Here is a 26,088-nt window from a genome sequence, read left to right as displayed (position 1 = left end):
TGACCTCACCCGGTGCCCGGACCTGCCGGCTGCTGCTCGTTCCCACGTCGCAGCAGGCCGTACGCCCAGCGTTCGTTCAGCCCGGCGAGGAAGCCGACGCTGCCCCAGAAGAACCAGGCCTTGATCACCGCCTGGTGTCCGGCCGGGGTCAGCGGTGCGGCGCCGCAGAGGCCGTCCGGCGCCGCGGGAGGGGTGAGCAGTGTGAGGATGCCACCGTTGATGAGGAGGAAGAGGGAGCTGGCCAGGAGCCAACCGACCACCACCCGGTACCAGCCCTCCTGGCGCATGGCCTGTGCCAGTTGCCCGGGGTCGGAAGGGATGTCGGGAGTGACACTGCGGAGCGGCCCGCGCCGTATCAGCTGGTAGGCGTCGCGAAGCCGGATGATGACGCTGAAGACGGCGCCCATCGCCCCGCCCGCGAAACAGACCAGCGCGTACAACAGGCTGACTTCCTCGGGGCAGCCGATCGTGCTGTGGAGGAGCGGCGGCACTGCCTGGCCCATTGCCAGTGCCAGCACCAGGACGACCGGGCTGAGCAGGACTCCGAAAGCCAGGCCCGTGTTGAGCCCGCGTGAGCCCGCGAGCGCGGCGTCCGCTCCGAGCCGCTGTGCGGCTGCATCGGCCTCGTCCTCGAGGCGGGCGGCGTCGAAGCTCCGGGCGGCCGCGGTCTCCCGCAGACCGACGCGCACCGCCTGCTCCAGGGCCCGGCACACGGCGGCGCGCGTGCGCTGCTCGAAGGCGTGCTGTGCCGCTGCGTGCAGCCGCTCGATCCGGACGAGCTGCGTATGCTCCGCCTGCCGCAGACGCTGCAGCTCCGGAGCGTCCTCGCCGAGGCCGAGCGCGTCGGCCAGCGTCCTCGGCTCGGTCAGGGCCGCCCCCAGAAACCACTCTCTGACGAGCTGTGCCCGACCCGCTCGCTGTCCACTCATGTCCGCCCCCGTCCCCTCGGTTCCAGGGGCAGTTGTACAGTCACGCACCCCTGGAGCGAAACCCCGGCCAGGGAGGGCCGACCCGTCCGCAGGTGTGCCCGGGGGCGGGCGGAGCGTCGTGGCGTCGGTACACTCAGCCGCGTGCTCGGACACGCGAACCAGCCGCTCGGTCGGGAGTTCTTCGACCGCCATGTCGTGGACGTCGCCCCCGACCTCCTGGGTCGTGTCCTGGTCTGCACGCTCCCGGAGGGCACCGTCTCCCTGCGGCTCACCGAGGTCGAGGCGTACAACGGCGCGGACGACCCGGGCTCGCACGCCTACCGGGGGCGGACCCCGCGCAACGAGGTCATGTTCGGCCCGCCCGGCCACGTCTACGTGTACTTCACCTACGGCATGCACTTCTGCATGAACCTCGTCACCGACCAGGACGGGCACTCCTCGGCGGTGCTGCTGCGCGCGGGCGAGGTGCTGGACGGCGTCGAACTCGCCCGCAGGCGCCGCCCCACGGCCGGCCGGGACCGACAACTCGCCCAGGGGCCGGCCAGGTTGACCAAGGCCCTCGGTGTCGGCCTGGACTTCAACGGCGCCGATGCCTGCGGTGACCGCCTGCCGTTCAGCGTCCTGACCGGCACTCCCGCCGACCCGTCGCTGATCCGTACCGGGCCGAGGACCGGCGTCTCCGGGGCCGGTGCGGCCACTCCCTGGCGCTTCTGGATCGACGGCGACCCGAGTGTCAGCCCTTACCGCGCCCACGTACCCAAGCGGAGGCGGAGCAGCGAGTAGCACTCCGGGTGGTCGCGGCCGGCGACTCGCTGCTTCCCCGGCCGCGCCCCGGGCCCTGATCAGCCGTTTCCTGGCCCAGCCGGCCTACCAGGCCGGCCTCGCCCGTCCGGGGGCCGAGCGCCCTGCAGCCTTAACTACATGGTGGTCGCGGGCAGGTGCTTCTCGAACTGCGTTCTGTGCAGTTCGGCGTAGCGTCCGTCCGCGGCGAGGAGTTCGTCGTGCGTGCCGCGCTCCACGATCTGTCCGGCTTAGACGACGAGGATCAGGTCGGCGGCCCGGACGGTCGACAGCCGGTGGGCGATGACGACGGCGGTCCTGCCCTCCAGGGCCTCCGCGAGGGCCTCCTGGACGGCCGCTTCCGAGGTGTTGTCCAGGTGGGCCGTGGCTTCGTCGAGGATGACCACGCGCTGCCTGGCCAGCAGCAGCCGGGCGATGGTCATGCGCTGGCGCTCGCCGCCGGAGAGCCGGTAGCCGCGCTCACCGACCACGGTGTCGAGACCGTCGGGCAGGGAGTGCACGAGCTCCTCGAGGCGGGATCGGCGCAGCACGTCCCACAGCTCGTCCTCGGTGGCCCCGGGCCGGGCGAGCAGCAGGTTCTCGCGGACGGAGTCGTGGAAGAGGTGGCCGTCCTGGGTGACCATGCCGAGCGTCGCCCGCATCGAGCTGGCGCTCACGTCGCGCACGTCCACGCCGCCGATCCGGACGACACCCGAGTCGGTGTCGTACAGCCGCGGCAGCAGCTGGGCGATGGTCGACTTGCCGGCGCCGGACGAGCCGACCAGGGCGACGGTCTGGCCGGGTTCGGCGCGGAAGCTGATGCCGTGCAGGACCTCCGCGCCACCGCGGGTGTCCAGTGCCGCGACCTCCTCCAGCGAGGCGAGGGAGACCTTGTCGGCGGACGGGTAGCCGAAGCGGACGTCCTCGAACTCCACCGCCGCCGGCCCCTCCGGTACGGCGCGGGCGTCCGGCTTCTCCTCGATCAGCGGCTTGAGGTCGAGCACCTCGAAGACCCGCTCGAAGCTGACCAGGGCGCTCATGACCTCGACGCGCGCCCCCGCGAGCGAGGTGAGCGGCGCGTACAGGCGGGTCAGCAGCAGCGCCAGGGACACCACGGCGCCCGGCTGCAGGGTGCCGCTCAGGGCGAACCAGCCGCCGAGCCCGTAGACGAGCGCGAGCGCCAGGGCGGAGACCAGCGTCAGAGCGGTGATGAACGCGGACTGTGCCATCGCGGTGCGCACCCCGATGTCCCGCACCCGCCGGGCCCGCGCCGTGAACTCGGCCGACTCGTCCTCGGGCCGCCCGAACAGCTTGACCAGGGTGGCGCCCGGCGCCGAGAACCGCTCGGTCATCCGGGTGCCCATCGAGGCGTTGAGGTTGGCGGCCTCGCGCTGGAGCTTCGCCATCCGGCTGCCCATCCGGCGTGCGGGGATCACGAACACCGGCAGGAGCACCAGCGCGAGCAGCGTGATCTGCCAGGACAGGGTGAGCATCACCGCGAGGGTGAGCATCAGCGTCACCAGGTTGCTGACGACCCCGGAGAGGGTGTTACTGAAGGCGCGCTGCGCTCCGATCACGTCGTTGTTGAGGCGGCTGACCAGAGCTCCTGTACGGGTACGCGTGAAGAACGCGACCGGCATCCGCTGGACGTGGTCGAACACGGCCGACCGCAGATCCAGGATGAGCCCTTCGCCGAGCGTCGACGACAGCCAGCGGCCCAGTATCCCGAACGCCGCCTCGGCGAGTGCGATGAGGGCGATCAGCACGGCCAGGCGTACGACGGTGCCGCGGTCGCCGTGGGACACGATGGCGTCGACGACCCGCCCCGCGAGCACCGGCGTCGCGACAGCGAGCAGCGCCGTCCCTACGCTGAGTGCCACGAACTGCCAGATGCGGCGGCGGTGCGGTCGGGCGAAGGCGGCGATGCGCCGCAGTGTCGCGCGGGCGAAGGGTCGACGCTCCTGCTGCGCGTTCATCACGCTGTGCAGCTGCATCCAGGCTGTGCTCTCCATGCTCATAGGAGAGACGGTATGACCTCAGGCTTTCCGGAGGCCAGGGGGAGGCCTCGGTGACGGGGCTGCTGCCCACCGCGTTGAGGATGTCGCCCGCGAAGCGGGTGCTGTCGGCGGGTGACATCGCCGGAGACGACCAGCGAGGCCGTGCCGTTGACCTTCACCACGTAACCGGGCCGCTCTCAGGCGCTACGCTCGGGGCTTCTTCGTCGAACCGATCAGGAGTTCTGCCGATGAGGGTGGCCCGTCTTCGTTGGCGGTGTGCTGTGAGGGTCGTGCTGTTGGCGGCCGTCGTGGTAGGTGGGGTGGCCGGGTGCGGGCCCAACACGGATGCCTATGTGGATCTGCAGAACGCGATGAAGAATCACCTGACCAAGGTGGACCACCGGGCGGTCGCCTCGGTGGACTGCACGCCGCACGTGCACGGGACGACGCGCGGTGACACGGCGCACCTGCGCTGCAAGGTGGTGTTCAAGGACGGGAAGTCGTACACGGCCGCTGCGCAGATCAAGAACCAGAACGACGGTGGGCGGCACGGCATGCCCGACCGCTACAGCTGGGACAGCCCGCCGCCGCCGTGAGCGGGGGCGGCCCGGCGGTCGGGGCGGTTGGCGGCCAGGCCGCCGGTGATCATCAGGGCGCCGCCCAGGAGCTGGAGCGGGGTGGGGGTCAGGCCGAGCGCGAGCAGGCTGATGAGCAGGGTGAAGACCGGCTCCATCTGGAGGACGCCGGCGGTCTCCCAGGCCCGCAGACGGGGCAGCGCCAGGTGAAGGGTCAGGTAGGCCAGGCAGAAGTTGGTGACCGCGAGGAGGAGTTGGAGCAGCAGGGTGCCCGGCCCGGGGTGCCAGCGCAGCGGGCCGGGGGCGAGCAGCAGGACGGGGAGCAGGGCCAGGGCGGCGGGGAGCAGGCGCCAGTGGCTGAGTTCGACGGCGGGGATGCGGGCCGTCAGGGTTTTGGCGGGCAGGTAGGCGGCCCCGGCCAGCAGGGCGCCGGCGAGGACCAGGACGTCCCCGGTGCGGACGGTGGTGAAGCCCTGGCCGGGGCTGTGCAGGAGGATCAGCAGGCCGCCGAGGAGGGTGGTGGCGAGGCCCAGGGTCTGCCACCGGCGCAGCCGGTCGCCGGCCAGCAGGACCGAGGCCAGCACCGCGGCGGGCCCCTGGAGTTGGATCAGGAAGCCGCCGTTGACGGGGCTGGTCATGCTGAGCCCGGTGATGACCAGGGCCAGCGAGAGACCGGTGCCGAGGACGGAGACGAGACCGAGCCGCGCCCAGTCCCCGGCGGTCAGGCCGCGGGGCACCAGCGGCCGGCGCCGCACCGCCAGCCAGCAGGCCAGCAGTGCGGCGCCGATCGCCAGGTTGAGCTCGGTGGTGAGCAGGGGGTGGATGTCGGCGGTCACCCGGTTGGCCAGTACCGCGCCCGCCCCGAAGAAGGCCGCGGTCAGCAGCGCGAACAGGTAGCCCCGGGTGCGCACGGTGGAGGCCCTCAGAGCGCGCGGAGCCGGACGGGGTGTCCGCGTTCGACGCCGTACCGCGCCGCGAAGTTCCCCTGGTTGAGCGCCAGCGCGAACTGAGCGCGGCTGGCGATGTAGGCCAGCGGCTCGCCGTGGCCGGTCTCGCCGAAGGTGCGGCGCAGTGGTGAGGTGAGACGGGCCGCGCCGATCTCGATCTCGAGTTCGGCGTCGAAGCCGATCCCGTGCGTCCGGAGGAACTCGCGGGTGATGCTGGTCCAGACGTTCCCGTAGTTCTTGTCGAGCGGGTGTCCCGGCCGCCCGGGACGGCGGCGGTCACTCGGGTTTGGTGGCGTGCACGTAGTGGATCCACGGGTGGAGGTCGCCGCTGGTCAGGGAGGTGAAGCCGGCCTCGCGGACGAGCGGGTGGAGCTGGTGGACGGGGTTGTGCTGCATCACCGGGCCGGCGACGGCGCCGACCAGGTGGCGGGCCAGCGGGCCTGCGGGCGGGCGGAAGTCGGCGAGCAGGAGACGGCCGCCGGGCCGTAGGACGCGGAACATCTCGGCGGCGGCGCGGGCACGGACGCCTTCGGGCAGGTGGTGGACCATCAGGCTGCTGACCACGACGTCGTAGGCGTCGTCCGGGCCGGGGAGCTCCTCGGCGATGCCGTCGGTGAAGGTGCAGTGGGGGTGGCGGGCGGCGCGGCGGCGGGCGTGGGCCAGGACGTCGGGGGAGGGGTCGACACCCAGGACGGTGCCGGTGGGGCCGACGGCGTGGGCGACGCACCGGGTGAGGTAGCCGGTGCCGCAGCCGACGTCGAGCGCGCGGTCGCCGGGGCGGGCGCCGCTGAGGGCGGCGAGGCGGCGGAAGACGGGCCCGCGCCGGCCGCCGAAGAAGACGGTGCCGAAGGCCTCGTAGGCGCGGCCGTGGGTGAGGGTCTGTCCGCCGGTACGGGCGTCCGAGCTGCCGTGCAGGAAGCGTGCGAGTTCCACGTCGAACCCTTTCTTAGTGACGACTAAGTAGTTCTGAACTTAGTCGCGACTAAGAAGTCTGGCAAGGGGTGGTTAGGATGTGGGGGTGTCAGACTCCGATCCCGCCGCCAAACACCCGCGCGCCCGGCTCAAGCCAGCCGACCGCCAGGCGCTGATCCTCGCGGCCGCCACCGAGGTCTTCTCCGAAGTCGGCTACCAGCGCGGCAAGATGTCGGAGGTGGCCCGCCGGGTCGGGGTGAGCGAGCCGGTGGTCTTCCAGAACTTCGGCTCGAAGGCCGCGGTCTTCGCCGCCGTCCTCGACCACGCCGCGGAGCGGCTCGGCCAGGCCCTGCGGGAGCAGGCCGGCCAAAGTCCGGACGTCGGCAGCTGGCTGGCCGGATTCCTCGCGCCCGAGCACCTGACCCAGGTCCACGCGCGCGGCACCCTCGGCGTGCTCTTCGCGGACGCGATGACGATCGCCGCGGAGCCGGTGGTGCTGGAGGCCGCGCGGCGGGCCAACCAGGCGATCGCGGCCACGCTGGCCGACTTGCTGGCCCAGGGGCAGCGGGACGGCAGCATCCGCCCCGACCTCGAGGCCGAGGCGGGTGCGTGGTGGCTGATCTCGCTGCTGGCCTCGCAGCGCTTCCGCTTCGCGGTCGCGCCCGAACCAGCACGGTGGGAGGGCGAGTTGGGCGCTCTGGCGCTCGAGGCACTGCTCGCGGACTGAGGGCGGTCGGCGGGCCGGCCGGGTCGGGCGGCAGCGTACGGGCAGCTGGACGGCGCGGAGGCGGGTGCGGTCTCGGTCGCGACCCGCCACCGGGCCGACAGACGCCGGGCCGACAGGCGCCGGGCCGCCAGGCTCATGGCGGGGGCGGCGCCGAGGATGTCGCCGAGGACGGTGCGGGTGTTGCCGAAGCCCGGGGTTGGGGGTGCCGGGAGAGCGCCGGGCCGGGGTGGCCAGGATCATCGCGCTCCGTGTCGAATCGGTTGTGTCGGGTGATGTCGGAAATGACGGAGCGGCAGCTGGGGCGTCCGGGTGATCACGTCGTCCGATAGGGTCCGGCGGGGCGTGGGCGCACTGCCGCGCCCGGAGAAGCGGGAGGGTGTTGTGCGGACGTTGGTGCGGGCCTCGGTGGCGGCGGTGGTCGTGGTGATGGCGGTGGCCTGTACGCCGTCGGGTGGTGGGTCCAAGTCGGCCGACCGGGCGAGCAGTTCGACGGTGGTGCCGTCGGCGCCCGCGGGTGACATCCCCGTCGGGCCGGGGCCGAAGGCGACCTACCAGGTGCAGCCGCAGCCCGCACCGGGCAGCTGCCACTACCGCCACACCCCGGCCGGGGAGCCGCTGCCCGACGTGGCCTGCACCCCGGGCGCGCTCAGCCCGGCGGTCAGCCAGGCGAACCTCGCGCAGACGATCTGCAAGACCGGCGGCTACACCTCGGGCATCCGGCCGCCGGCGAGCATCACCGGCAAGGAGAAGGCCGAGAATGCCAAGTCCTACGGCTACACCGGGCCGATGGGCGACGCCGAGTACGACCACCTGATCAGCCTTCAACTCGGCGGCGACCCGAACGACGCGCGCAACCTCTGGGCCCAGCCGCCGTCCCCCGGTCACGTGCCCGGCAAGGGGCCCAACAACCCCAAGGACTCGGTGGAGACCCACCTGCACACCGCCATCTGCAAGGGGCAGGTCACCCTTGCCGCCGCCCAGCACGCCATCGCCACCGACTGGACCACCGCCGAGAGCGTCCTCGGCCTCAAGCCCGCCCCCGCCGGCTCGGCGGCCGCGGACGCCGACGGGGACTGACGCCGGGCCCTGGTGCGACCGCGCCGCGGTCGCACCAGGGCTGCGCGGGGTGCGGATGATATGGCTTTGCGCCGTCACATGGCATGTCACATCGTATTGAAGGACCGCCGGTCGCGTGAGACGGTGCAAGACGCGCCTGAACGTCCCCCACCGTGGCGCAACTCGACGACGCCCTCCTAGGAGTGATGATGCGTCAGCGCTTCCGCGCGCCCAGAATCCCGGCGGCCCTCGCTGTGCTGAGCACGGCCCTGGTCACCATGTTCGCCACCCCGGCGCTCGCCACCCCCACGGCGCAGCCCGGCTCACACGGCGACCGGCCGGCGGCCGTGGCCCGGCCGCTCCCGCCCGCCGGTGCCCGCGCCGGCGGCACCGACAGCCCGGCACCGGCCCAGGACCACCGGCTCGCACCCGCCCAACTCCCGCCGCACCGACCGTCGGTGGCCGCACCGGCCCGGCCGGCCGAGGCTCTGGCGGCGGCCTCCTGCACCCCGGCCGACTTCAGCAGCCGCACCGGCTCGGCTCTGGTCTCCTTCCTGGAGGCCGCCACCACCGACTGCGTCAACACCCTGTTCGGCGTGACCGGTCCGAACGCGAGCGGGGTGTTCCGCGAGAGCCAGATGCTGACCGTCGCGAACGCCTACCAGGGCCTCGCGGCCGGGTACACCGGGGACAACTCCAAGAGTGTGCTGCAGCTGGTGCTCTTCCTGCGCGCCGGGTACTACGTGCAGTTCTACGACTCCGCCGACGTCGGCAGCTACGACGCCACCCTGACCAACGCGGTGGCGGCCGGACTGGACGCGTTCGTGGCGAGCCCGCACCTGGGCGACGTGAGCGACGCGAACGGGCAGGTCGCCGGTGAGACCATGGTGCTCACCGACAGCGCCAACCTGCAGGGCCGCTACCTCGGCACCTACAAGCAGGTGCTGAACGCCTACAACCCGGCGACGTACAACGGCTCCTGGTACATGGTGAACTTCGTCAACGACGTGTTCACCCCGCTGTTCCGGGGCCACCAGAACCCGGACTTCGTGACGGCCGTGACCGCGGACCCGAGCATCGTCAACACGCTCGACGGCTTCGCGCTGAACCACCGCGACCTGCTGGGCACCACCAACTCCTTCCTGGACTCCAACGCCGGCCTGGAGACCGCCCGGTTCCTCGAGCACACGTCCTTCCAGGCCACCGTGCGGCCGCTCGCCAAGGGCCTGCTGAACGCCTCGGCGATGACCGGCGTGAGCGCCCCGCTCTGGGTGGGGGTGGCCAACCTGGCGAACTACTACGACCAGGCCCAGTGCTCCTACTACGGGGTGTGCAACCTGGCCCACCAGCTCACGGCGGCGGTGCTCACCGCCACCCGCACCTGCGACGGCAGCCACAGCATCCTCGCGCAGGACCTGACCGGTGCCGACCTGGACGCCGTCTGCAACAGCCTCCAGCAGCAGGACCCGTTCTTCCACAACCTGGTCAAGGACAGCGGCCCGATCCCCGGGCAGTACGAAGCCTCGCTGCAGCTGGTCACCTTCGCGAGCCGCACGGACTACGTGACCTACGCCGGGGCGATCTACGACGTGGACACCAACAACGGCGGCATCACCCTGATCGGTGACCCGGCCACCCCGGGCAACCAGCCGATCTCGATCACCTACCGGGACTCCGGCGACGACGGGTTCACCGCCCGGATCTGGAACCTCAACCACGAGTACACCCACGCCCTGGACGGCCGGTACGACACCAAGGGCACCTTCTCGCAGCAGATCGCCGTCCCCGACGTCTGGTGGATCGAGGGCGTGGCCGAGTACGTCTCGTACAGCTACCGGGGTGTCACCGACACCCAGGCCGTCGCCCAGGCGGGGAACCACACCTACGCGCTCAGCACGATCTTCCAGAACACCTACGAGAACAGCGACGTGAGCCGGATCTACTACTGGGGCTACCTGGCCGTCCGGTACATGGTCGAGCGGCACCCGGCGGACATCGCCGCGATGCTCTCGCACTTCCGCAGCGGCGACTACCCGGGCGGCTACGCCGTGTACAACTCGCTCGGCACCTCCTACGACGCGGACTTCAACAGCTGGCTGACGAACTGCGCGGCGGGCGCCTGCAGTTCGGCCGGCGGGCCGACGGCGGCCTTCGACACGGCGGTGTCGGGGCTGACGGTGCAGCTCACCGACCGGTCCACCGAGGCGGGCAGCGGCAGCATCACCGGCTGGGCCTGGACCTTCGGTGACGGGACGGGCTCCTCGGCGGCGAGCCCGAGCAAGACCTACGCCGGGCCCGGCAGTTACACCGTCACGCTGACCGTGACCGACACCAGCGGCCGCACGGCGACCGCGAGCAAGCAGGTCACCGTGGCCTCCTCCGGCAGTGCCGTGCCCTGCACCGCGGCCGACACCCGGGCGATGGGCCAGAACTGCTACCGCGCCAACCAGACCGCGACGGTGGGCAACCTGGACTACCTCTACATCTACCTGCCCGCCGGGACGACCACCCTCACCGCCGCCACCACCGGCGGCACCGGGACGGCGTACCTGTACTACAACCCGGCCAACTGGGCCACGCCCAGCGCCTACACGGCCTCCTCGACCAGCCCCGGCACCACCCAGTCCGTCACCGTCACGAACACGACGGCCGGCTACCGCTACCTGAGCCTCTACGCCCAGACCGGCTTCAGCGGCGTCACCGTCACCACCCGCTACTGAGCCAAGCCGCACCGCCGTTCTCCGCACGCCGGGCCACCGGCCGTGCGGAGAACGGCGGTTGTGCCGTTCAGGCCGCGATGCGGAACATCCCGGCGGCCGTGGGTGACGCGGATCAGGACGTCCGTGGCGGCTCTCGTCATGAAGAACAGGTCGTCCACCGAGCAGTTGGCCGGGCCCTGGTTGGTCGGCGACCAGGTGGCGCCGCCGTCCTCGCTGGCGAACAGCCCGACCTCGGTGCCGCAGTACAGGAAGGCGCCGTGCGCCGGATGGACTGCGAGGGCGCGGACGGGGGCGGCCACCCCAGGCTCCCCGCGGGGGAATGGCGAAGTTGAAGAACTGCCCGTTCCTCATGTCCAGTAGGCGCCGCGGCCGCGCGGCCTGTCAAGGTCCACCGAGCGTGACGGCGGCTCAGGGCGACTCCTCGTGGAGGAGGGCCGCGAACCGGGCCAGCGGGTCACCCGTGAAGGGGCGCAGGGCGGGGGCCAGCAGGCGCGCGCCGCGAAAGCGCAGGCCGCCGAGGAAGGCGAACCGGGTGGTCCGGTCGGTCTCGGGGCGGGCTGCCATGCCGCCGAGCACGAGGCGGCTCTGCATCAGGCACCAGCCGGGTGCGAGGTCGATCCCGAAAGTCGCGCGCAGCCGGGTGTGCCCGTGGATCCGGGCCCGGAGGGTGCCGTCCGGCTCCGGGGCGCCGAGCTGGACGGTGCGGACGTCGGGGATCCAGAGCGGCATGGTGCGCTCCAGGTCCTGGGCCAGGGCCCAGACCCGCTCGAAGGGCGCGTCCAGGACGGTCTCGCCGATCCGGGCGGCGCCGGTGGCGGTGGCGGCGATCACGTGCAGCCGGCGGACGGGGTCGAAGTCGGCGACTGGCCACTCGGGCCTCGGGTTCTCGGTCACTGCTGCCATGCCTTCCGGAAGCTGAGTCGGGCCCGCGAGAGCCGGGACTTGACCGTCCCGGGGGCGACCGCGAGCAGTCGCGCGGTCTGTCGTTCGTCCAGCCCCTCCAAGTCGCGCAGCACCAGCACGGCGCGGTGCTCGGGGGAGAGCCGGTGGAGCACGTCGCGGATGTCCGCGGCGAGTTGGGGGTCGCCCGGCGCCGGCAGCTCGCCGAGCTCGGCCGGCCGGGCCCGCGCGGCGCGGGTGGCGCAGCGCACCGCCTCACGCACCGCGATGGCCCGGACCCAGCCGAACAGCGCCTCGGGCTCCTGGAGTTGACGCAGCTTGCGGAAGACCACGATGAGCGCCTCCTGGGTCGCGTCCGCGCCGTCGTCCAGCGCGATCGGGCCGCACAGGCGGCGGACGTACGGGGTGACCAGGTCCAGCAGCCGGCCGACCGCGAGCTGGTCACCGCCCTGGGCGGCCCGGACCAGCTCGGCGAGGCCGGGTGGTGGCTCCTGCATGGGGCTCTCTCCGTCGATCGGTGACAAGGGTCCGTGGGTGGAGGGCCCGGGGCGGCGAAAGGTTCCCACCGGATCCGGGCCGGACGCAGTGTTCCTCGTCACAGGAACGGATCGGGCACCGGGGTGCTCCTGGGGGTGTCCAAACGTCCTGACACTCCCTGAGGTGACGGCATGAACTCGGCGAACATCGGCCGCAAGGCCACCGCGGTCGGCGCGGTGCTGGCGGTGGACGGTCTGATCCACCTGTACTGGGCCACCGGACGGACCTGGCCGGTGGAGGGCACCGAGCGGCTCTCGCAGCTGGTGCTGAACACCCAGGTGCCGTTCACCCCGCAGAGCCTGGTCCCGCTCGCGGGGATGCTCCTCTCGGGCGCGGCCCTGGTGCTGGCCCGCGGTGGCCGACTGCCCGGCCTGGCCCGGCGGCTGCCCGCCGCGCTGCCCCGGTGGGGGAGCCGGGCGGTGGCCGGCGGGCTGCTCGCGCGCGGCGCGGCGGGGCTGGTCTGGGTGACCGGCGCCTGGGCGGATCCGGGTGACACGTTCTACTGGCTCAACCTGCTGCTCTACACCCCGCTCTGCCTGCTGCTGGCCCGGGCGGCCTGGCAGGTGGCGTCCTCGACGGCGAGCTCATCGCGCCGGTCGAGTTCCAGGGCCGCCCGAACCTCAGCCCGGCGCCGGCCTGTCCGCTGGACAGCCCGCTGATCACCGGCATCGGCACGCTCGAGCTGCTCGAGAAGGTGTCCACCGTCGGTCTGGAGTCCTCTCCGGTGGCCGAGCGGCTGGCGGGGCTGCGAGCGAACGAGGCGCGGTATCTCAAGAACTAGTACGTCGACCGATCCGATGAGCAGATCCTACAGACCTGGGAGCGTCGAGAGAAGTGAGAAGGTTCGGCCGCCAGTTGCGCCATCACGCGAGCACCACCCAGGTGGGCGACGATCTGAAATCATGCTCTGACCTGCGTAGATGTCCAGTAGCGTGCCGCGCCGGGAGCCTTCTGGCGCAACGTCAGCTTTCCGTACCCGGGCCGTGGCAGTCGCTCCACGGATCTCCCGCGTTCATGACACCCGCATGGGTGCGGAGACAGACTGGACGGCTGCGGCTCGGGGCTGGTGGCGGTCGGGTGGCCGTCTGCGAGAATCGGCCCGTCAGTGGCGTTGTGACGAGGAGGGCTCCGGTGGGCGAGGGCGAGGTTCGGTCGCGTCTGCCGCAGCTGCGGTTGGACGAGCTGTTGGAGGAGCTGCAGGCGCGGATCGACGCCGCGCGCGGCACCCGGGACAGGGTCCACAGTCTGCTGGAGGCCGTCCTGTCGGTGGGGCGGGAGCTGGACCTGACCCAGGTGCTGCGGCGGATCGTGGAAGCCGCGGCGGCGCTGGTGGACTCCGAGTACGCGGCGCTGGGTGTGATCAGCCCGGACGGCGAGACGCTCTCGGAGTTCCTGACGGTCGGTCTGTCACCCGAGGAGATCGCCGAGATCGGCCCGTACCCGACCGGCCGGGGGTTGCTGGGCGAGCTGATCCGCCACCCCGAGGTGCTTCGGCTGGAGAGCCTGTCGGAGCACCCCGCCTCGTACGGCTGCCCGGCGCACCACCCGGTGATGCGGACCTTCCTCGGTGTGCCCGTGCGGGTGCGCGAGGAGGTGTTCGGCAACCTCTACCTGACCGACAAGCGGGGCGGCGAGGAGTTCGACGCCGACGACGAGTCGGTGATCGAGACCCTGGCGGTGGCCGCCGGGGTGGCGATCGACAACGCTCGCCTGTACGAGGAGGCGCAGCGCCAGCAGGCCTGGCTGCGGGCCAGTGGGGAGATCACGCGCGGGCTGCTGTCGGGGAGTTCGCGCTCCGAGGTGGTGGAGCTGATCGCGCAGCGGGCCCGCGAGATCACCGGGGCGGAGCTGGCTGACGTGTCGGTACCGGTGGCCGGCACCGGCTCGCTGCGGGTGGAGTTGGCGCTCGGCGGGGAGCAGGCGGAGCGGCTGGGACTGGTCGTTCCGGTGGACGGCACGTTGTCGGGCGAGGCCGTGGCGAAGGCCGAACCGGTGACGGTGGCGGATCTGGCTGGTGATCCCCGGTGGTCGGGCGGGTCGCGCCGGTTCGACGGCCTCGGGGCTGCGGTGGCAGTGCCGCTGGGGAGGGTGGACGGTCAGATCGAGGGCGTGCTGCTGCTGGCGCGGCGGGCCGGGGAGCTGCCGTTCACCGAGCGCGAGATCGGTCCGTTGCTGGGGTTCGCCGACCAGGCGGCGCTGGCGCTGGAGCTGGCCGAGCGGCGGCGCGACGCTGAGCAGCTGGCGATGCTGGAGGACCGCGACCGGATCGCCCGGGATCTGCACGACCTGGCCATCCAGCGGCTGTTCGCCACCGGGATGACGCTGCAGAGCGCTGCCCGGCTGGTGGAGCACCCCGGTGCGTCGGACCGCGTGCTGCGGGCGGTCGGTGACCTGGACGAGACCATCAAGATCATCCGATCGACCATCTTCGGCCTCCGGGCCCGGGACGAGTCGACCGCCCAGGGGCTGCGCTCCCGCGTGGTCAGGCTGGTCGAGGAGGCGCAGCCCGCGCTGGGGTTCGCGCCCCGGTTGAGCATGGAGGGCCTGCTGGACACCGATGTCCCGGTCGCGGCGGCCGATCACGTGGTCGCGGTGTTGGCGGAGGCGCTGAGCAATGCCGCACGGCACGCCCGCGCCGGCCGGGTGGAGGTGTCGCTCAGGGCGACCGGCACTCAGGTGGTGCTCGTCGTGCAGGACGACGGCGTCGGCATTCCGGCGCAGGGGCGGCGCAGCGGTCTGCAGAACATGGCGGAGCGGGCGGAGAGCCTCGGCGGCGGAATGGAGCTGTCGTGCCCGCCGGACGGTGGCTCGCGGCTGGAGTGGTCGGCGCCGCTGGGCGGCTGACCGGAGGCTGGGGGACGGTCAGTCCGGCTGACGGAGCGTGGCGGGCAGAAGCCGGCCGGTGACCCGATCGGAGCGGATCCGGACGGTGACCTGGCCGAGCCCCTGCGGGTCCGGGCCGTCCTGCTCAGCCGCTGGGAGGTCTTCGGTCTGCTCTGCCCTGCCGAGCACGGTGACGCTCCAGCCGCTGCCGTCGGTCGCGCTGACCTCGTCGGCCTGGAAGGCGACGAGTGCGCCGGTGACCGCCTGGAGGACTCATCCAGCGACGTGGTGTCAGGTGTCATGGCATCGATGCTCGCTCTGGTCCGGCAGGCAGGGCAGAGCCGTTGGCCGGTGGGTCCGGCCTGCCGGCGCCGGGGTCTCAGCGGACGAGTCGGCCTGTGGTGTGGTCGTGGGCGGCCAGGGTCTGGGTGGCGATGACGGCGGCCTGGACGCGGCGCTCGACGCCGAGCTTGGCGAGCAGCCGGGAGATGTGGTTCTTGACGGTCTTCTCGGCGAGGTAGAGGCGCTCGCCGATCTGGCGGTTGGTCAGCCCTTCGCCGATCAGGGTGAGGATCTCCCTTTCCCGGTCGGTGAGTTGCGGGAAGTCGGGAGCGGGCGGGTTCGCGTCGCCGCGCAGGCGGGCCATCAGGCGGGTGGTGGCGCCAGGGTCGAGCAGGGACTGCCCGCCGGCCACCGTGCGGACGGCGGAGACCAGGTCGGTACCGCTGATCTGCTTGAGGACGTACCCGGCGGCGCCGGCCATGATGGCGTCGAGCAGGGCCTCCTCGTCGTCGAAGGAGGTGAGGATCAGGCAGGCGAGTTCGGGCAGCTTGGAGCGAAGCTCGCGGCAGACCGTCACGCCGTCGCCGTCGGGCAGTCGCATGTCAAGGATGGCGACGTCGGGGCGCAGTGCGGGGACGCGGGCGAGGGCCTGCTCGACGGTCGCGGCCTCGCCGACCACGGTCAGGTCGGGTTCGGCGTCCAGCAGGTCGTGCACGCCGCGGCGGACGACCTCATGGTCGTCCAGCAGGAACACCTTGATCGGGGTGCTGCCCTCGGTCGCTGTGCTGTCCGCCATGACTTCTCCGTAGCTCCGGGTCGCCGCCGTGGTGGGCGGACGAAATCCAGGGCAGTCTGCCTGGTGCGGCGGTGATCGCACCAGGGCCGGTCGGCCCTATTCGGCTCAGCCGAGTGGGGAGTCGCCGTTGCCGGGCTTGCGGGCAGCGCGTCCGGTCCACACCGGTTCCTGGCCGGCCCAGGCGCGCTGCCAGGCCGCGTCGGCCCGTCGGTTCAGGTGGTTCAGGCGGAGACCGAGACCGCAACCGGCAAGGGCGGACAGGCCGCCGAGGACGAACAGACCGCCGAAGACCGCGTCGGAGACCATCCCGGCACTGTTGGGAGGCGCGGCGACGAGCTTGCCGGCGTCGCCGACCCAGATACCGACGGTGGTGCCCGTCCCGGCTTGCCAGGCCAGCTTCACGGTGCCGACGTTGCGCTGTCCGACGGGATAGGTCCATGCCGCATCGGCCTGGTAACGGCTGGTCAACGCGGCGGAGCTGCTGCCGGTCGTGGGTCGGGCCGGGGTGAGCAGGACGGCGTCGAGGCGGTGCACGTGGGGCGCTGCGGCGGAAGCGTGTCGCTCGGCCGAGCTGAGATCGGCCCACGCGGAGGCGGCGCCGAGGAGGGCTGCCGCGAGGACCGCGAGTGCACTGACCAGCAACGCGCGACTGCGGGCACGGTCCAGCGGCCGGGCGAGGTCGTTTCGCTCGGCGCCGAGGGCCCGGCGCAGGTGACGCCGCCAGGGGCGGACGGGAAGGGCGCGGAATGCGTGGGACATCGGGGGTCCTCTGGGTTAGGGGGCTGACGGGGAGGCAGCTCACTGCCTGCGCAGGAAGCACTCTGCCGACGGCGGAACGAGGGGCACAGGGGCCGACCGGGGCCCCAGGTCGGGACTCCCGGCGGCCCGGAACAGGGCCGTCCGTCCCTGGGAGAGCACCGGTCCGCGGCCGGAGGATCTTCACCGTGAGCGACGGGCCGTACCGAGGTCCGTCCGTCTCCCCGAGCACATCGCAGAGGAGCGCGTGATGTCCGTGCACGACAGTGGAGGCCCCCACCGGAGCGAAGCCGATGACGGACCGTCGAGGAGGGGCCGCGACTTCGGCCTGCCGACGGCGACCGCGCTGGTGGTCGGCAGCGTCATCGGGACCGGAGTGTTCGCGCTCCCGTCGGCGCTCGCACCGTACGGGCCCGTCGCGCTGGTGGCGCTCGGCCTCGTGACGATCGGCGCCCTCGCACTGGCCGTCACCTTCGGGCGACTGTCGGAGCGGGTGCCGGGCAGCGGTGGCCCGTACGTCTACGCCCGGGAGGCATTCGGTGAGTTCGCCGGATTCCTGACCGCCTGGTCGTACTGGATCACTGCCTGGGCGGGCAACGCCGCCATCGTGGTCGCGTGGGTCGGATACGTCGAGGTGTTCGTCAACAAGGGTCACCACACCGGGGGTTCGGTGTTGATCGCGTTGGCGGGGCTGTGGCTGCCGGCGCTCGTCAACCTGAGCGGCGTCCGGGCCATCGGGGCGTTCCAGGTCGTGACCACGGTGTTGAAGTTCCTGCCGCTGGCCTTCATGGGCACGGTCGGACTGCTGTTCGTGAAGTCCGGCAACTTCGGTGCCTTCAACGCGAGCGGGGGTTCGGCGCTGGGCGCCGTCTCGGCGGCGGGGGCGATCGCGCTGTTCAGCTACATAGGCCTGGAGACCGCCTCGGTGGCCGCGGGGCGGGTCCGCGACCCGCAGCGCAACGTGCCGAAGGCGACCGTGTACGGCACGCTGGCCTGTGCCGGGCTCTACCTGCTGGGTACCCTGGCCGTCTTCGGCACCGTCCCGCACGCCCGACTCGGCTCCTCCACGGCACCGTTCACCGACGCGATGAACGCGGTCGCGGGCGGCCACTGGGCCGGCGACCTGGTCGCGGTGGCCGCGATCGTCTCCGGGCTGGGTGCTCTCAACGGCTGGACGATGATCTGCGCCGAGATGCCGATGGCCGCCGCCCGCGACGGCCTCTTCCCGGCCGCCTTCACCAAGGTCCGCGGCCGAGCCGAGGTACCGGCCTTCGGCATCCTCGCGTCGACCGCTCTGGCCTCGGCGCTCACCGTGGTCAGCTACACCCGCTTCACCCGGGTCTTCACCGAGATCGTGCTGCTGAGCGTGCTCACCGCCGTCATCCCGTACCTGGCCGCGGTCGCCGCCCAACTGCACTGGCTGGTCCAGCACGGCCGCGAGCGGCTCGACCGCCGACGCCTGGCCCGGGACGTCATCGTCACCCTCCTCGCCCTGGCCTTCACTTACTGGTCGATCCAGGGCAGCGGCTACCAGACCGTCTACTACGGCCTGTTCGCCATCCTGCTCGGAGTGCCGGTCTACGTCTGGGTCAAGCGCCCGCACCCGCAGCCTCAGCCCGCGACCCCCCGACCGGTGGGCCTGCCGACCATCCTCCGGCGCGCGCTGACCCCGCGCCACCAGCACTGACCCCCGAGGAGCACCGATCATGTCCACCCTCCGAGTCGACTCCGAAGCCGGGCGGCTGCGCCAGGTGATCCTGCACCGCCCGGGCCTGGAACTCGCCCGGCTCACCCCTCGCAACGTCGACGAGCTGCTCTTCGACGACATCCTGTGGGCCAAGCGGGCCCGCGAGGAGCACGACGCCTTCGCGCAGGTGCTGCGCGACCACGGCGTACGCGTCCACCACTACGCGGAGTTGCTCGCCGAGACCCTGGCGCTGCCGCCCGCCCGGGCCTGGCTGCTCGGCCAGGTCGTCACCCCCGCCACCGTCGGGGCCGCCCTGGTCGAGCCGGTCCGGGAGCTGTGCGAGCAACTCGACGGCAGCACGCTCGCCGAGTACCTGATCGGCGGTGTGCTGCGCGAGGACCTGCCGCTGCGCGACCCGCACAGCCTGGCCTGGCACACCCTCGGTGCGCAGGACTTCGCCCTGCCGCCGCTGCCCAACCACCTCTTCCCCCGCGACAACTCCTGCTGGATCGGCGGTCGTTACAGCCTCAACCCGATGGCGAAGCCCGCCCGCCGTCGCGAGACGCTGCACACCGCCACGATCTACCGCTTCCACCCGCTGTTCGCGCAAGCCCCGCCGGCGCTGCTGGACGGCACCACCACGGCCCCCGGGCTGAGCCTGGAGGGCGGGGACGTGCACGTGCTCGCCCCGGGCGTGGTCATGGTCGGCATGGGCGAGCGCACCACCGCGCAGGCCGTCGAGCTGCTCACCCAGCAGCTCTTCACGACCAGGGCGGCGCACCGGGTGCTCGCCGTCCGGCTGCCCGAGACCCGCGCCTTCATGCACCTCGACACCGTCCTGACGATGATCGACCGCGACGCGTTCGCGCTCTACCCCGGCCTGGCCGACTCGCTGCGCTGCTGGTCGCTCACGCCCGCTCCCGAGCGGGAGACCGGCTTCGACGTCACCCCCGAGCCCGACCTCGGCGCCGCACTGGCCGAGGCTCTCGGCACCGACAAGGTCCGCTTCCTCTCCGCCGAACAGGACCTGCGCGCCGCCGAGCGTGAGCAGTGGGACGACGGCTCCAACTTCCTCGCCCTCGAACCCGGCGTGGTCGTCGGCTACGAGCGCAACACCACCACCAACACCCACCTGCGCCGCCAAGGAATCGAGATCGTCACGATCGCGGGCTCCGAGCTCGGCCGGGGCCGTGGCGGCCCGCGCTGTATGAGCTGCCCGATCCAGCGTGACCCCGCCAACTGACCATCCAGGAGAGCGATATGACTATCGACCTGCACGGCCGCCACTACCTGCGCGAGCTGGACTTCACCGCCGCCGAGATCCGCCACCTGCTCGACCTCGCCGCCGAGTTGAAGGCCGCTCGCAAGGCCGGGACGGAGACGCCCCGGCTCACCGGCCGGCGCCTCGCCCTGATCTTCGAGAAGAACTCCACCCGCACCCGCTGCGCCTTCGAGGTCGCCGCCGCCGACCAGGGGGCCACCACCACGTACCTCGGCCCCGACAGCTCGCACCTCGGCCACAAGGAGTCGGTGGCCGACACCGCCCGGGTGCTCGGCCGGCTGTACGACGGCATCGAGTACCGGGGCTTCGCCCAGGAGACCGTGACCGGACTCGCCGCCCACGCCGGGGTGCCCGTCTACAACGGCCTGACCGACGAGTGCCACCCCACCCAGAGCCTGTGCGACGTCTTCACCATGCGCGAGCACAGCGGGAAGCCGCTGGAGCAGATCTCCTTCTGCTACCTCGGCGACGCTCGCAACAACACCGCCAACTCCCTGCTGGTGATGGGAAGTCTGCTCGGCATGGACGTCCGCGTCGCCGCCCCGCGCGAGCTGTGGCCGGACCCGCTCCTGGTCTCCGAGTGCCTGCTGCTCGGCGTGGAGAGCGGCGCGCGCTTCACCCTCACCGACCGGGTCGAAGAGGCCGTGCGCGGCGCGGACTACCTCTACACGGATGTGTGGGTGTCCATGGGTGAGGACCACGAGCGCTGGAAGGAGCGGATCGCCCAGCTGCTCCCGTACCAGGTGAGCGCCGGGACCCTCGCGGCCACCGGCAACCCCGACACCGCCTTCCTGCACTGCCTGCCCGCGCTCCATGACCGCCGTACCGACCTCGGCGCCGAACTCGCCGGGCAGTACGGGCTGGACGGCCTCGAAGTCACCGACGAGGTCTTCGAATCACCGGCCTCCCTCGTCTTCGAGCAGGCCGAGAACCGGATGCACACCATCAAGGCGATCCTGGTCGCAACCCTGGGGAGGGACTGACCATGCGCATCGTCGCCGCCCTCGGCGGGAACGCCCTGCTCCGGCGGGGTGAGCAGCCCGACGCCGCCGTCCAGCAGCACCATGTCCACGAGGCTGCCCGTTCGCTGGCCGAACTCGTCTTCGCTGGACACGAGTTGGTCATCACACACGGAAACGGCCCGCAGGTCGGGCTGCTAGCCCAGGAGAGCGCCGCCGACCCCGACCTGACCGTGCCCTACCCGCTGGACGTCCTCGGCGCCCAGACCCAGGGCATGATCGGCACCCTGCTGGTGCGTGAACTCGTGCAGCGCTTGCCTGGGCGGGCCGTCACCGCCCTGATCACCCACACCGAGGTCGACCCGCACGACCCCGCGTTCCAGCGCCCCGACAAGTTCGTCGGCCCCCGGCTCACCGAGCACCGGGCCAGGATGCTGGAGCTCGAGCGCGGCTGGACCTGCGCCCGGGACGGGGCGCACCTGCGCCGGGTCGTGCCCTCGCCCAGGCCCACCGCGATCCTCGAAGTGCCGGCCATCCGGGCCCTGTTGGCCGCCGGCACGGTGGTGATCGCCGCCGGGGGCGGGGGAGTGCCGGTCACCCGAGACCACGACACCGGCCGGATGCGCGGGGTGGAGGCGGTCGTCGACAAGGACTCCACGGCCGTCCTGCTCGCCGAACAGCTGGACGCCGACGCGCTGTTGATCCTCACCGACGTCACCCACGTGTTCACCCGGTTCGGCTCCGCCCACCCCGGTGCGATCACCGAGACCACCCCTGAGCAGCTTCGCGCTCTGCAACTCCCGGCCGGTTCGATGCGGCCCAAGGCGGAAGCGGCCGCAGCCTTCTCCGAGCACACGGGCGGCCTGGCCGCGATCGGCCCGCTCGACGACGCCCTCGGCACGATCCTCGGCACCACCGGCACGACCGTCCGGCGCGGCCCGGGCCCCAAGGCCCTGCCGTCGGGACCTTCGGCCCTCGGCCCGGTGCACCGGGCCGAGGCAGGCTGAGACCACTGGGAAGGGAACTCCGATGAACCGTCTGCAGAACCGGACCGCCACCGAGATCGTGGTGGAGACCAGGGGTGAGGTCTCCTCGGCCGCGCCCGAGTACGCGAGGGGCAAGCTGCTGGCCGTCCTCGAGCGGCTGGACGAGCCCGTCCTCGCGGCCAGGGTGAAGCTCACCCAGGAGGCCAACCACGCGGTGGCCAAGCCCTCGCTGGCCCAGGCCACGGTTGATCTCAACGGTCGGCCGGTACGGGCGCACGTCGCCGCCGCGACCATGCAGGAGGCCGTCGACCTGCTCCAGGACCGGCTCACCGCGCGCCTCGCCCGGGCCCGCGACCGTCGGCACGGCGAGCGCCGTCACAGCGACGAGCACCGGCCGCAGCGGCTCGTTCGCAGCGCCGAGGCCCGGCGGATCGTCCGCCACAAGAGCTACAGCCTGGCCCGGCAGAGCGCCGAAGCGGCGGCGTCCGAACTGGAGGCGATGGACTACGACTTCCACCTCTTCACGGACGCCGAGACCGGCCGCGAAGCCGTGGTCTACCGTGCCCGCGAGACCGGCGGCCACCGCTATGCCGTGGCCGGGCCGACGGCCGGTGGCCGGGGTGTCCCCGAGCTCGACGTCACCGACGCGGTCGCGAGCCTCGACCTGAGCGGTCTGGCGTTCGTGTTCTTCACCGACCGTGCCACCGGCCGGGGCAATGTGCTGTACCACCGGTACGACGGCCACTACGGCCTCATCACTCCCGTGCAGTAGGGGGCACGGAGACGGTCCGGCCGGCTGTGGGGGCAGGCCGGGCCAGGGGTGCCGAGCCGGGGACGGAGGATCCGTCCCCGGCTCGTGCCGTTCCGGGACGGGGGCTACTGCTTGCAGGTGGCGTTGGTGGGGGGCTCGGTGGCGGTGTGGGTGATGATCAGGGCGGACAGGCCGCCGGTGTTGTCCTTGGCGTAGGAGAGGTTGTGGCCGGGGACGGTGTAGCTGTACCCGGCCAGGGTGATCTTCCAGTAGCCGATGGTCTCGCGGGCCAGCGGGGCGTACTCCAGCCAGCCGAACTTGCCGGGGGGCACGGTGATGGAGGCGGTCCTGGTGGTGGTGTCCTGGTCGATCCAGGTGTGGCTGAGGGTGAACTGGTTGGAGAAGGTGTCCGAGAACTTGATGGTCAGGGCGTCGGCGACCGACCACTGCGAGCCGGTCAGATGGGCCCAGCTGGTGGAGTAGGTGGCGTTGCTGTCGGGGCTCTGGTTGTACAGGATGTCGCCGGTCACGCAGCCGGGCGCGTTGTAGGGCGCCGGGAGGGTGGTGTCCTGGAAGGTGCAAGTGTTGTTGGTCTTGTCCGTGGCGCACGCGGCGGCGGCGTGCTGGAGGGCGAGGTCGAGCACGCCCGGGGAGGTGGCGTTGTGCCGGCCGAGGCTCCAGGTCTGCTTGTGGTTGGCGTTGCCGTCACCGCAGTTGACCCGCTCGACCAGGGCGACGTCGTGGTTGGTCTCGCCGTTCTGGAGGGCGGTGAGGCAGTAGTCCTGGCCGGCACTCTTGCCGGCCTGGTGGATGCGGTAGTGGATCGGCCTCTCGGTGGCGGTGGTGGTCACCGGTTCGAGGTACCACTTGGTGAGGTAGCCGTCGGTGCCGCAGTCGCCCAGGCGCAGGTGCCAGGGGCCGATGACCTCGGTCTGCTCGGCCACGCACTCGCCGTTCTTGTTGGCGATCATGAACGTGCCGTCGGTGGTGCCGGTCACGGGTTTGAGTGACCAGCGCTGGGTGGCGGACGCGGTGTCGGGGGTGGCGCGGGTGAGCCGGGTCGCCGTGTCCGTCGGGGTCTTGAGGTCGAGGGCGAGGTTCAGGTCGGTGTTGGTGATGTCGAGGCAGGCCAGGGAGCCCGGCCCGGCGCAGCTCCCGGAGCCGATCTTGGCGAGGTCGTGCCAGGGGAGCCAGATGCCCGGCGGGGATTTGTCGGTGCCGGCGGCGAGCTGGTCGCGGGCGAAGAGTTTGCTGCTGTTCGTCTGGACGGCGAGGACGGTGAACGCGCCGGTGGCGGTGCGCGTGACGGCGAAGGAGTGCGCCTTGAGGTTGGCGAGCGGGGTGTGCGGGCCGTTCCAGATGCCGGTGGCGTTGGTGCCGGGGGTGAGGGTCTGGGTCTGGGAGCGGAAGTTGACCACGTGGTTGGTGGTGAGGCCGAAGACCGACAGGCGCCCGTCGTCGCTCTTGGCGACCTGGGGCGGGCCGGCGAGGCCCAGGCCGAGGTCGTAGGAGTGGCCGGTGTCCCAAGTCCCGGCCGGGGCGGCGGTGGTGCCGGGCACGGACTGGGCCATGGTCCACGGGTGGTTGTCGGCGTGGTTGGCGAAGACCTGGAGCAGGGTGCCGGTGCTCTGGGTGCCGGTCGCCGAGGCGAGGGCGCTGTACGTGTTGGCGGCCAGGGCGGGGTCGCTGGTCCAGCCGGAGCCGAGGTCGGTCCAGGTGGCCCAGTTGCCGGTGGGCAGCGGGGTCTGCTGGGTGCCGGGCATCGCCTGGGCGGTCGCTTCCAGGTGTCCGTCCTGGGTACGGGCGGCCAGGGCGATACGGCCGGAGCCGGTGACGACGGCCGCCGGGTTGCCGGCCCACGGGCCGCCGGCCAGCTTCTCCCAGTCGCTCCAGAACTGGCCGTTGGGCGCCAGCTGGGCGCAGTGCCAGATCGCATTGTCCGCGCCGCGGACGAAGAGTTCCAGGCGGCCGTCGGTGTTGCCCTGGAGCTGGCCGCCGGCGTTGGCGGAGGTGGCGGTGTTGTCGTCGCTCACCAGGACCGGTGTGCCCACGACAGTGGTGCCGGGCGGGGTGCCCAGGTCGCCCCAGGGGCCCCAGCCGCCCTTTCCCCAGGTCTGGTGCCACAGGTCGCCGCTGCTGCGATGGGCGAAGACCTCCAGCCGGCCGTCCAGGCGGCGGCCGACCCCCGGGTCGCCGTTGGTCACACCCCCGGTGCTCGTCCAGTCGCCCCACGCGCCGGTGGCGGGGTCACGGTCGCGTCGGTACAGGGTGTTGTTGCCGGCGCGGACGAACACCGTCGTGGTGCCGTCTCCGGAGGTGGCCACGACCGGGGCTCCCGACGCGGCCGCCGCCTCGGCGGGCGGTGCGAGGAGGAGCGGTACCAGCCCGGCGGCGGTCAGCGCGGCGGCCAGCAGCGCACGCACGCCTCGTCGGCGCCGGGGGCGGTGGGGTCGGGGGTCGAGGAGTCCAGGCACGAGCAGACCTCCCAGGGAGTCCGGGACCGCGCGGGGCGCCCGAGACGGACGCGAAGCGGCTCCGAGGACGGTGAACATGCCGGCGTCATAAGCAGGCTGACCGATCGTATGAGTCCGAACGGCGTACCGCACCGGCGTGTGGGCGCGCGCTACCGGCGCCCGCGACAGGCGCAGGGCGCGGCGCCTCCGTCCGCCCTGCCGGTCCTGGCGTACGGATACCAGGCAGGACAGGAGCCGCGGCCGAAGGCGGCGGTACCCGGTGGACCGGGTACCGCCGCCTTCGGGAGGTGACGCCTGCTCAGTCGTGCGGGACGACCGCCACCGGTGCGGGTGCATGGTGGAGCACGGCGTGGGCGACCGGGCCGAGCCGCATCCCGAGGTGGTGGGGGCGGCGGCGCCGTCCGACCACCAGGAGGGCCGCGTCGGCGCCGGCGTCCACCAGGGCGGAGGAGCCGCTGCCGACCCGGTTGTCCTCGACCACGACGACCTCGGGGTACTTCTCCCGCGAGACGGCGAGCGTGTCGCTGAGCAGTTCGTCCTCCAGAGCACGGAACTGCCGCTCCTCGGCCAGCGGAGGCACCCAGCCGGCGTAGCCCCAGGCCGGCGGCGGGGTCCAGCCGTGGACGGCGCGGAGCACCGCCCGGCGGCGTGCGGCCTCGCGGAAGGCGAAGTCGATCACGTCGGCGGCGGGCGCACGGGTGTCGATGCCGACGACCACCTCGTCCCCGGTGGGCTCGTCGGCCCGGACCAGTACGACGGGCACCTCGCAGCGCCCGGCGACGGCGAGGCCGACGGAGCCGACCGCCAGCCCCTCGAAGCCGCCGATCCCGCGGGAGCCGAGGACGAGCAGCTCCGCCTTGGCGGCGGCCTCGGCCAGCACCTCGGCCGGTTCGCCGCCGCCGATCAGCTCGGCACGGATCTCCAGGCCCGGGTGCATGCCCTGGACCTCCTCCTTCGCGTCGGACAGCATCCGGGTCGTCAGGGCGCGTACGTCGGTGGGCTGGGAAGGGTCGGCGTGGAGGTCGTCCCGCCAGGTCTGGGCGTGCACCAGTCGCAGCGCGAGCCCACGGCGGACGGCCTCGTCGGCGGCCCAGCGGGCAGCGGCGGTGCTTGCGGGCGAGCCGTCGATCCCGGCCAGCAGGTACTCGGACATCAGGGTTCCTCTCGAAGGAAGGGGGCACCGGGTATCCGGTGCCGGGCCAGTGAGATCGG

General features: G+C 72.4%; 23 protein-coding genes and 2 pseudogenes. 13 read left to right on the top strand and 12 right to left on the bottom strand.

Annotation, left to right across the window (positions count from 1 at the left end):
- Nucleotides 1-5: 5 nt before the first annotated feature.
- Nucleotides 6-929 carry a hypothetical protein gene (locus tag ABT095_RS01325; RefSeq protein ID WP_350527156.1) on the bottom strand — a complete coding sequence of 308 codons (924 nt, stop codon included), beginning with the start codon at nt 927-929 and terminating at the stop codon, nt 6-8.
- 141 nt (nt 930-1,070) lie between these two features.
- Here ABT095_RS01325 and ABT095_RS01320 point away from each other — a divergent pair, with 141 nt between their 5' ends.
- Complete coding sequence (locus ABT095_RS01320; protein ID WP_350527155.1) at nt 1,071-1,712, top strand: DNA-3-methyladenine glycosylase; 642 nt, start codon at nt 1,071-1,073, stop codon at nt 1,710-1,712.
- Between the two features lie 134 nt (nt 1,713-1,846).
- Here ABT095_RS01320 and ABT095_RS01315 read toward each other — a convergent pair.
- Nucleotides 1,847-3,727: pseudogene (locus ABT095_RS01315) on the bottom strand (ABC transporter ATP-binding protein).
- Between the two features lie 332 nt (nt 3,728-4,059).
- Here ABT095_RS01315 and ABT095_RS01310 point away from each other — a divergent pair.
- On the top strand, nt 4,060-4,302 hold the full coding sequence (locus ABT095_RS01310) for a hypothetical protein (protein ID WP_350527154.1): 243 nt from the start codon (nt 4,060-4,062) through the stop codon (nt 4,300-4,302).
- Here ABT095_RS01310 and ABT095_RS01305 read toward each other — a convergent pair.
- The 3 genes and pseudogenes from ABT095_RS01305 to ABT095_RS01295 form a co-directional block, all read right to left on the bottom strand.
- Nucleotides 4,272-5,192, bottom strand: coding sequence for a DMT family transporter (locus tag ABT095_RS01305; RefSeq protein ID WP_350527153.1), 921 nt, complete (start codon nt 5,190-5,192; stop codon nt 4,272-4,274). The two genes, ABT095_RS01310 and ABT095_RS01305, sit on opposite strands and share 31 nt — an antisense overlap.
- Before the next feature lie 11 nt (nt 5,193-5,203).
- Nucleotides 5,204-5,458 (bottom strand): annotated as a pseudogene (locus ABT095_RS01300) (SAM hydroxide adenosyltransferase); the annotation flags it as partial.
- Between the two features lie 46 nt (nt 5,459-5,504).
- Nucleotides 5,505-6,161, bottom strand: a complete 657-nt coding sequence (locus tag ABT095_RS01295; protein WP_350527152.1) for a class I SAM-dependent methyltransferase — start codon at nt 6,159-6,161, stop codon at nt 5,505-5,507.
- An 85-nt stretch (nt 6,162-6,246) separates the two neighbouring features.
- Between ABT095_RS01295 and ABT095_RS01290 the strand changes: the two genes are divergently transcribed.
- The 3 genes from ABT095_RS01290 (at nt 6,247) to ABT095_RS01280 (ending at nt 10,643) form a co-directional block, all read left to right on the top strand.
- Complete coding sequence (locus ABT095_RS01290; RefSeq protein ID WP_350527151.1) at nt 6,247-6,867, top strand: TetR/AcrR family transcriptional regulator; 621 nt, start codon at nt 6,247-6,249, stop codon at nt 6,865-6,867.
- Between the two features lie 342 nt (nt 6,868-7,209).
- Nucleotides 7,210-7,944 (top strand): hypothetical protein, encoded by a 735-nt coding sequence (locus ABT095_RS01285; protein WP_350527150.1) that lies wholly within the window; start codon nt 7,210-7,212, stop codon nt 7,942-7,944.
- Nucleotides 7,945-8,096: 152 nt separating this feature from the next.
- Nucleotides 8,097-10,643 (top strand): collagenase, encoded by a 2,547-nt coding sequence (locus tag ABT095_RS01280; RefSeq protein ID WP_350527149.1) that lies wholly within the window; start codon nt 8,097-8,099, stop codon nt 10,641-10,643.
- On the opposite strand, the gene ABT095_RS01275 is transcribed toward ABT095_RS01280, so the two are convergent.
- The 3 genes from ABT095_RS01275 to ABT095_RS01265 all read right to left on the bottom strand — a co-directional run bounded on the left by ABT095_RS01275 (nt 10,637) and on the right by ABT095_RS01265 (nt 12,040).
- Nucleotides 10,637-10,942, bottom strand: coding sequence for a beta propeller repeat protein (locus ABT095_RS01275; RefSeq protein WP_350527148.1), 306 nt, complete (start codon nt 10,940-10,942; stop codon nt 10,637-10,639). The two genes, ABT095_RS01280 and ABT095_RS01275, sit on opposite strands and share 7 nt — an antisense overlap.
- A 109-nt stretch (nt 10,943-11,051) precedes the next feature.
- Nucleotides 11,052-11,546 (bottom strand): SRPBCC family protein, encoded by a 495-nt coding sequence (locus tag ABT095_RS01270; RefSeq protein ID WP_350527147.1) that lies wholly within the window; start codon nt 11,544-11,546, stop codon nt 11,052-11,054.
- On the bottom strand, nt 11,534-12,040 hold the full coding sequence (locus tag ABT095_RS01265; protein ID WP_350527146.1) for an RNA polymerase sigma factor: 507 nt from the start codon (nt 12,038-12,040) through the stop codon (nt 11,534-11,536). Before ABT095_RS01265 ends, ABT095_RS01270 begins: the two co-directional genes overlap by 13 nt.
- A 171-nt stretch (nt 12,041-12,211) precedes the next feature.
- Between ABT095_RS01265 and ABT095_RS01260 the strand changes: the two genes are divergently transcribed.
- The 3 genes from ABT095_RS01260 (at nt 12,212) to ABT095_RS01255 (ending at nt 14,924) form a co-directional block, all read left to right on the top strand.
- Nucleotides 12,212-12,739, top strand: a complete 528-nt coding sequence (locus ABT095_RS01260) for a DUF3995 domain-containing protein (protein ID WP_350527145.1) — start codon at nt 12,212-12,214, stop codon at nt 12,737-12,739.
- A 35-nt stretch (nt 12,740-12,774) separates the two neighbouring features.
- The gene (locus tag ABT095_RS38815; protein WP_502884788.1) at nt 12,775-12,861 is read left to right on the top strand and encodes a DUF8821 family protein; all 87 of its coding nucleotides are present in this window, start codon (nt 12,775-12,777) and stop codon (nt 12,859-12,861) included.
- 350 nt (nt 12,862-13,211) lie between these two features.
- The gene (locus ABT095_RS01255; protein ID WP_350527144.1) at nt 13,212-14,924 is read left to right on the top strand and encodes a GAF domain-containing sensor histidine kinase; all 1,713 of its coding nucleotides are present in this window, start codon (nt 13,212-13,214) and stop codon (nt 14,922-14,924) included.
- A gap of 358 nt (nt 14,925-15,282) precedes the next feature.
- Here the strand turns inward: ABT095_RS01255 and ABT095_RS01250 are convergent, their stop codons facing one another.
- Together ABT095_RS01250 and ABT095_RS01245 are read right to left on the bottom strand one after the other, a co-directional pair.
- The gene (locus tag ABT095_RS01250) at nt 15,283-15,981 is read right to left on the bottom strand and encodes a response regulator (protein WP_350527143.1); all 699 of its coding nucleotides are present in this window, start codon (nt 15,979-15,981) and stop codon (nt 15,283-15,285) included.
- Between the two features lie 105 nt (nt 15,982-16,086).
- A complete protein-coding gene (locus tag ABT095_RS01245) occupies nt 16,087-16,740 on the bottom strand; it encodes an Rv1733c family protein (protein WP_350527142.1) in 654 nt (217 codons plus the stop codon).
- A gap of 346 nt (nt 16,741-17,086) precedes the next feature.
- Between ABT095_RS01245 and ABT095_RS01240 the strand changes: the two genes are divergently transcribed.
- The 5 genes from ABT095_RS01240 to ABT095_RS01220 are packed head-to-tail and all read left to right on the top strand — an operon-like array spanning nt 17,087 to nt 22,423.
- Entirely contained in the window at nt 17,087-18,424 is a 1,338-nt protein-coding gene (locus ABT095_RS01240) for an amino acid permease (protein ID WP_502884787.1), read from the top strand.
- A 19-nt stretch (nt 18,425-18,443) separates the two neighbouring features.
- A complete protein-coding gene (locus tag ABT095_RS01235) occupies nt 18,444-19,667 on the top strand; it encodes an arginine deiminase (RefSeq protein ID WP_350527140.1) in 1,224 nt (407 codons plus the stop codon).
- Between the two features lie 17 nt (nt 19,668-19,684).
- Entirely contained in the window at nt 19,685-20,689 is a 1,005-nt protein-coding gene (gene argF, locus ABT095_RS01230; RefSeq protein ID WP_350527139.1) for an ornithine carbamoyltransferase, read from the top strand.
- A gap of 2 nt (nt 20,690-20,691) precedes the next feature.
- The gene (locus ABT095_RS01225) at nt 20,692-21,672 is read left to right on the top strand and encodes a carbamate kinase (protein WP_350527138.1); all 981 of its coding nucleotides are present in this window, start codon (nt 20,692-20,694) and stop codon (nt 21,670-21,672) included.
- Nucleotides 21,673-21,694: 22 nt separating this feature from the next.
- Nucleotides 21,695-22,423 (top strand): sigma 54 modulation/S30EA ribosomal C-terminal domain-containing protein, encoded by a 729-nt coding sequence (locus ABT095_RS01220; RefSeq protein ID WP_350527137.1) that lies wholly within the window; start codon nt 21,695-21,697, stop codon nt 22,421-22,423.
- A 104-nt stretch (nt 22,424-22,527) separates the two neighbouring features.
- Here the strand turns inward: ABT095_RS01220 and ABT095_RS01215 are convergent, their stop codons facing one another.
- The gene (locus ABT095_RS01215) at nt 22,528-24,825 is read right to left on the bottom strand and encodes a DUF8189 domain-containing protein (protein WP_350527136.1); all 2,298 of its coding nucleotides are present in this window, start codon (nt 24,823-24,825) and stop codon (nt 22,528-22,530) included.
- A gap of 349 nt (nt 24,826-25,174) precedes the next feature.
- Nucleotides 25,175-26,029 carry a universal stress protein gene (locus ABT095_RS01210; protein ID WP_350527135.1) on the bottom strand — a complete coding sequence of 285 codons (855 nt, stop codon included), beginning with the start codon at nt 26,027-26,029 and terminating at the stop codon, nt 25,175-25,177.
- Nucleotides 26,030-26,088 lie beyond the last annotated feature (59 nt).

Origin of the sequence: Kitasatospora sp. NPDC002227 (assembly GCF_040296285.1) — a bacterium.
Lineage (GTDB): Bacteria > Actinomycetota > Actinomycetes > Streptomycetales > Streptomycetaceae > Kitasatospora.
Note: the sequence above shows the minus strand (reverse complement) of the source record. Positions and strands in the feature narration are given on the sequence as shown.

Excerpts from the sequence above, each read along its gene's own strand:
- ABT095_RS01220 (WP_350527137.1), top strand. The coding sequence starts at position 21,695 with ATGAACCGTCTGCAGAACCGGACCGCCACCGAGATCGTGGTGGAGACC.
- ABT095_RS01270 (WP_350527147.1), bottom strand. The coding sequence starts at position 11,546 with ATGGCAGCAGTGACCGAGAACCCGAGGCCCGAGTGGCCAGTCGCCGAC.
- ABT095_RS01265 (WP_350527146.1), bottom strand. The coding sequence starts at position 12,040 with ATGCAGGAGCCACCACCCGGCCTCGCCGAGCTGGTCCGGGCCGCCCAG.
- ABT095_RS01225 (WP_350527138.1), top strand. The coding sequence starts at position 20,692 with ATGCGCATCGTCGCCGCCCTCGGCGGGAACGCCCTGCTCCGGCGGGGT.
- ABT095_RS01235 (WP_350527140.1), top strand. The coding sequence starts at position 18,444 with ATGTCCACCCTCCGAGTCGACTCCGAAGCCGGGCGGCTGCGCCAGGTG.
- ABT095_RS01250 (WP_350527143.1), bottom strand. The coding sequence starts at position 15,981 with ATGGCGGACAGCACAGCGACCGAGGGCAGCACCCCGATCAAGGTGTTC.
- ABT095_RS01245 (WP_350527142.1), bottom strand. The coding sequence starts at position 16,740 with ATGTCCCACGCATTCCGCGCCCTTCCCGTCCGCCCCTGGCGGCGTCAC.
- ABT095_RS01210 (WP_350527135.1), bottom strand. The coding sequence starts at position 26,029 with ATGTCCGAGTACCTGCTGGCCGGGATCGACGGCTCGCCCGCAAGCACC.
- ABT095_RS01260 (WP_350527145.1), top strand. The coding sequence starts at position 12,212 with ATGAACTCGGCGAACATCGGCCGCAAGGCCACCGCGGTCGGCGCGGTG.
- ABT095_RS01325 (WP_350527156.1), bottom strand. The coding sequence starts at position 929 with ATGAGTGGACAGCGAGCGGGTCGGGCACAGCTCGTCAGAGAGTGGTTT.
- argF (WP_350527139.1), top strand. The coding sequence starts at position 19,685 with ATGACTATCGACCTGCACGGCCGCCACTACCTGCGCGAGCTGGACTTC.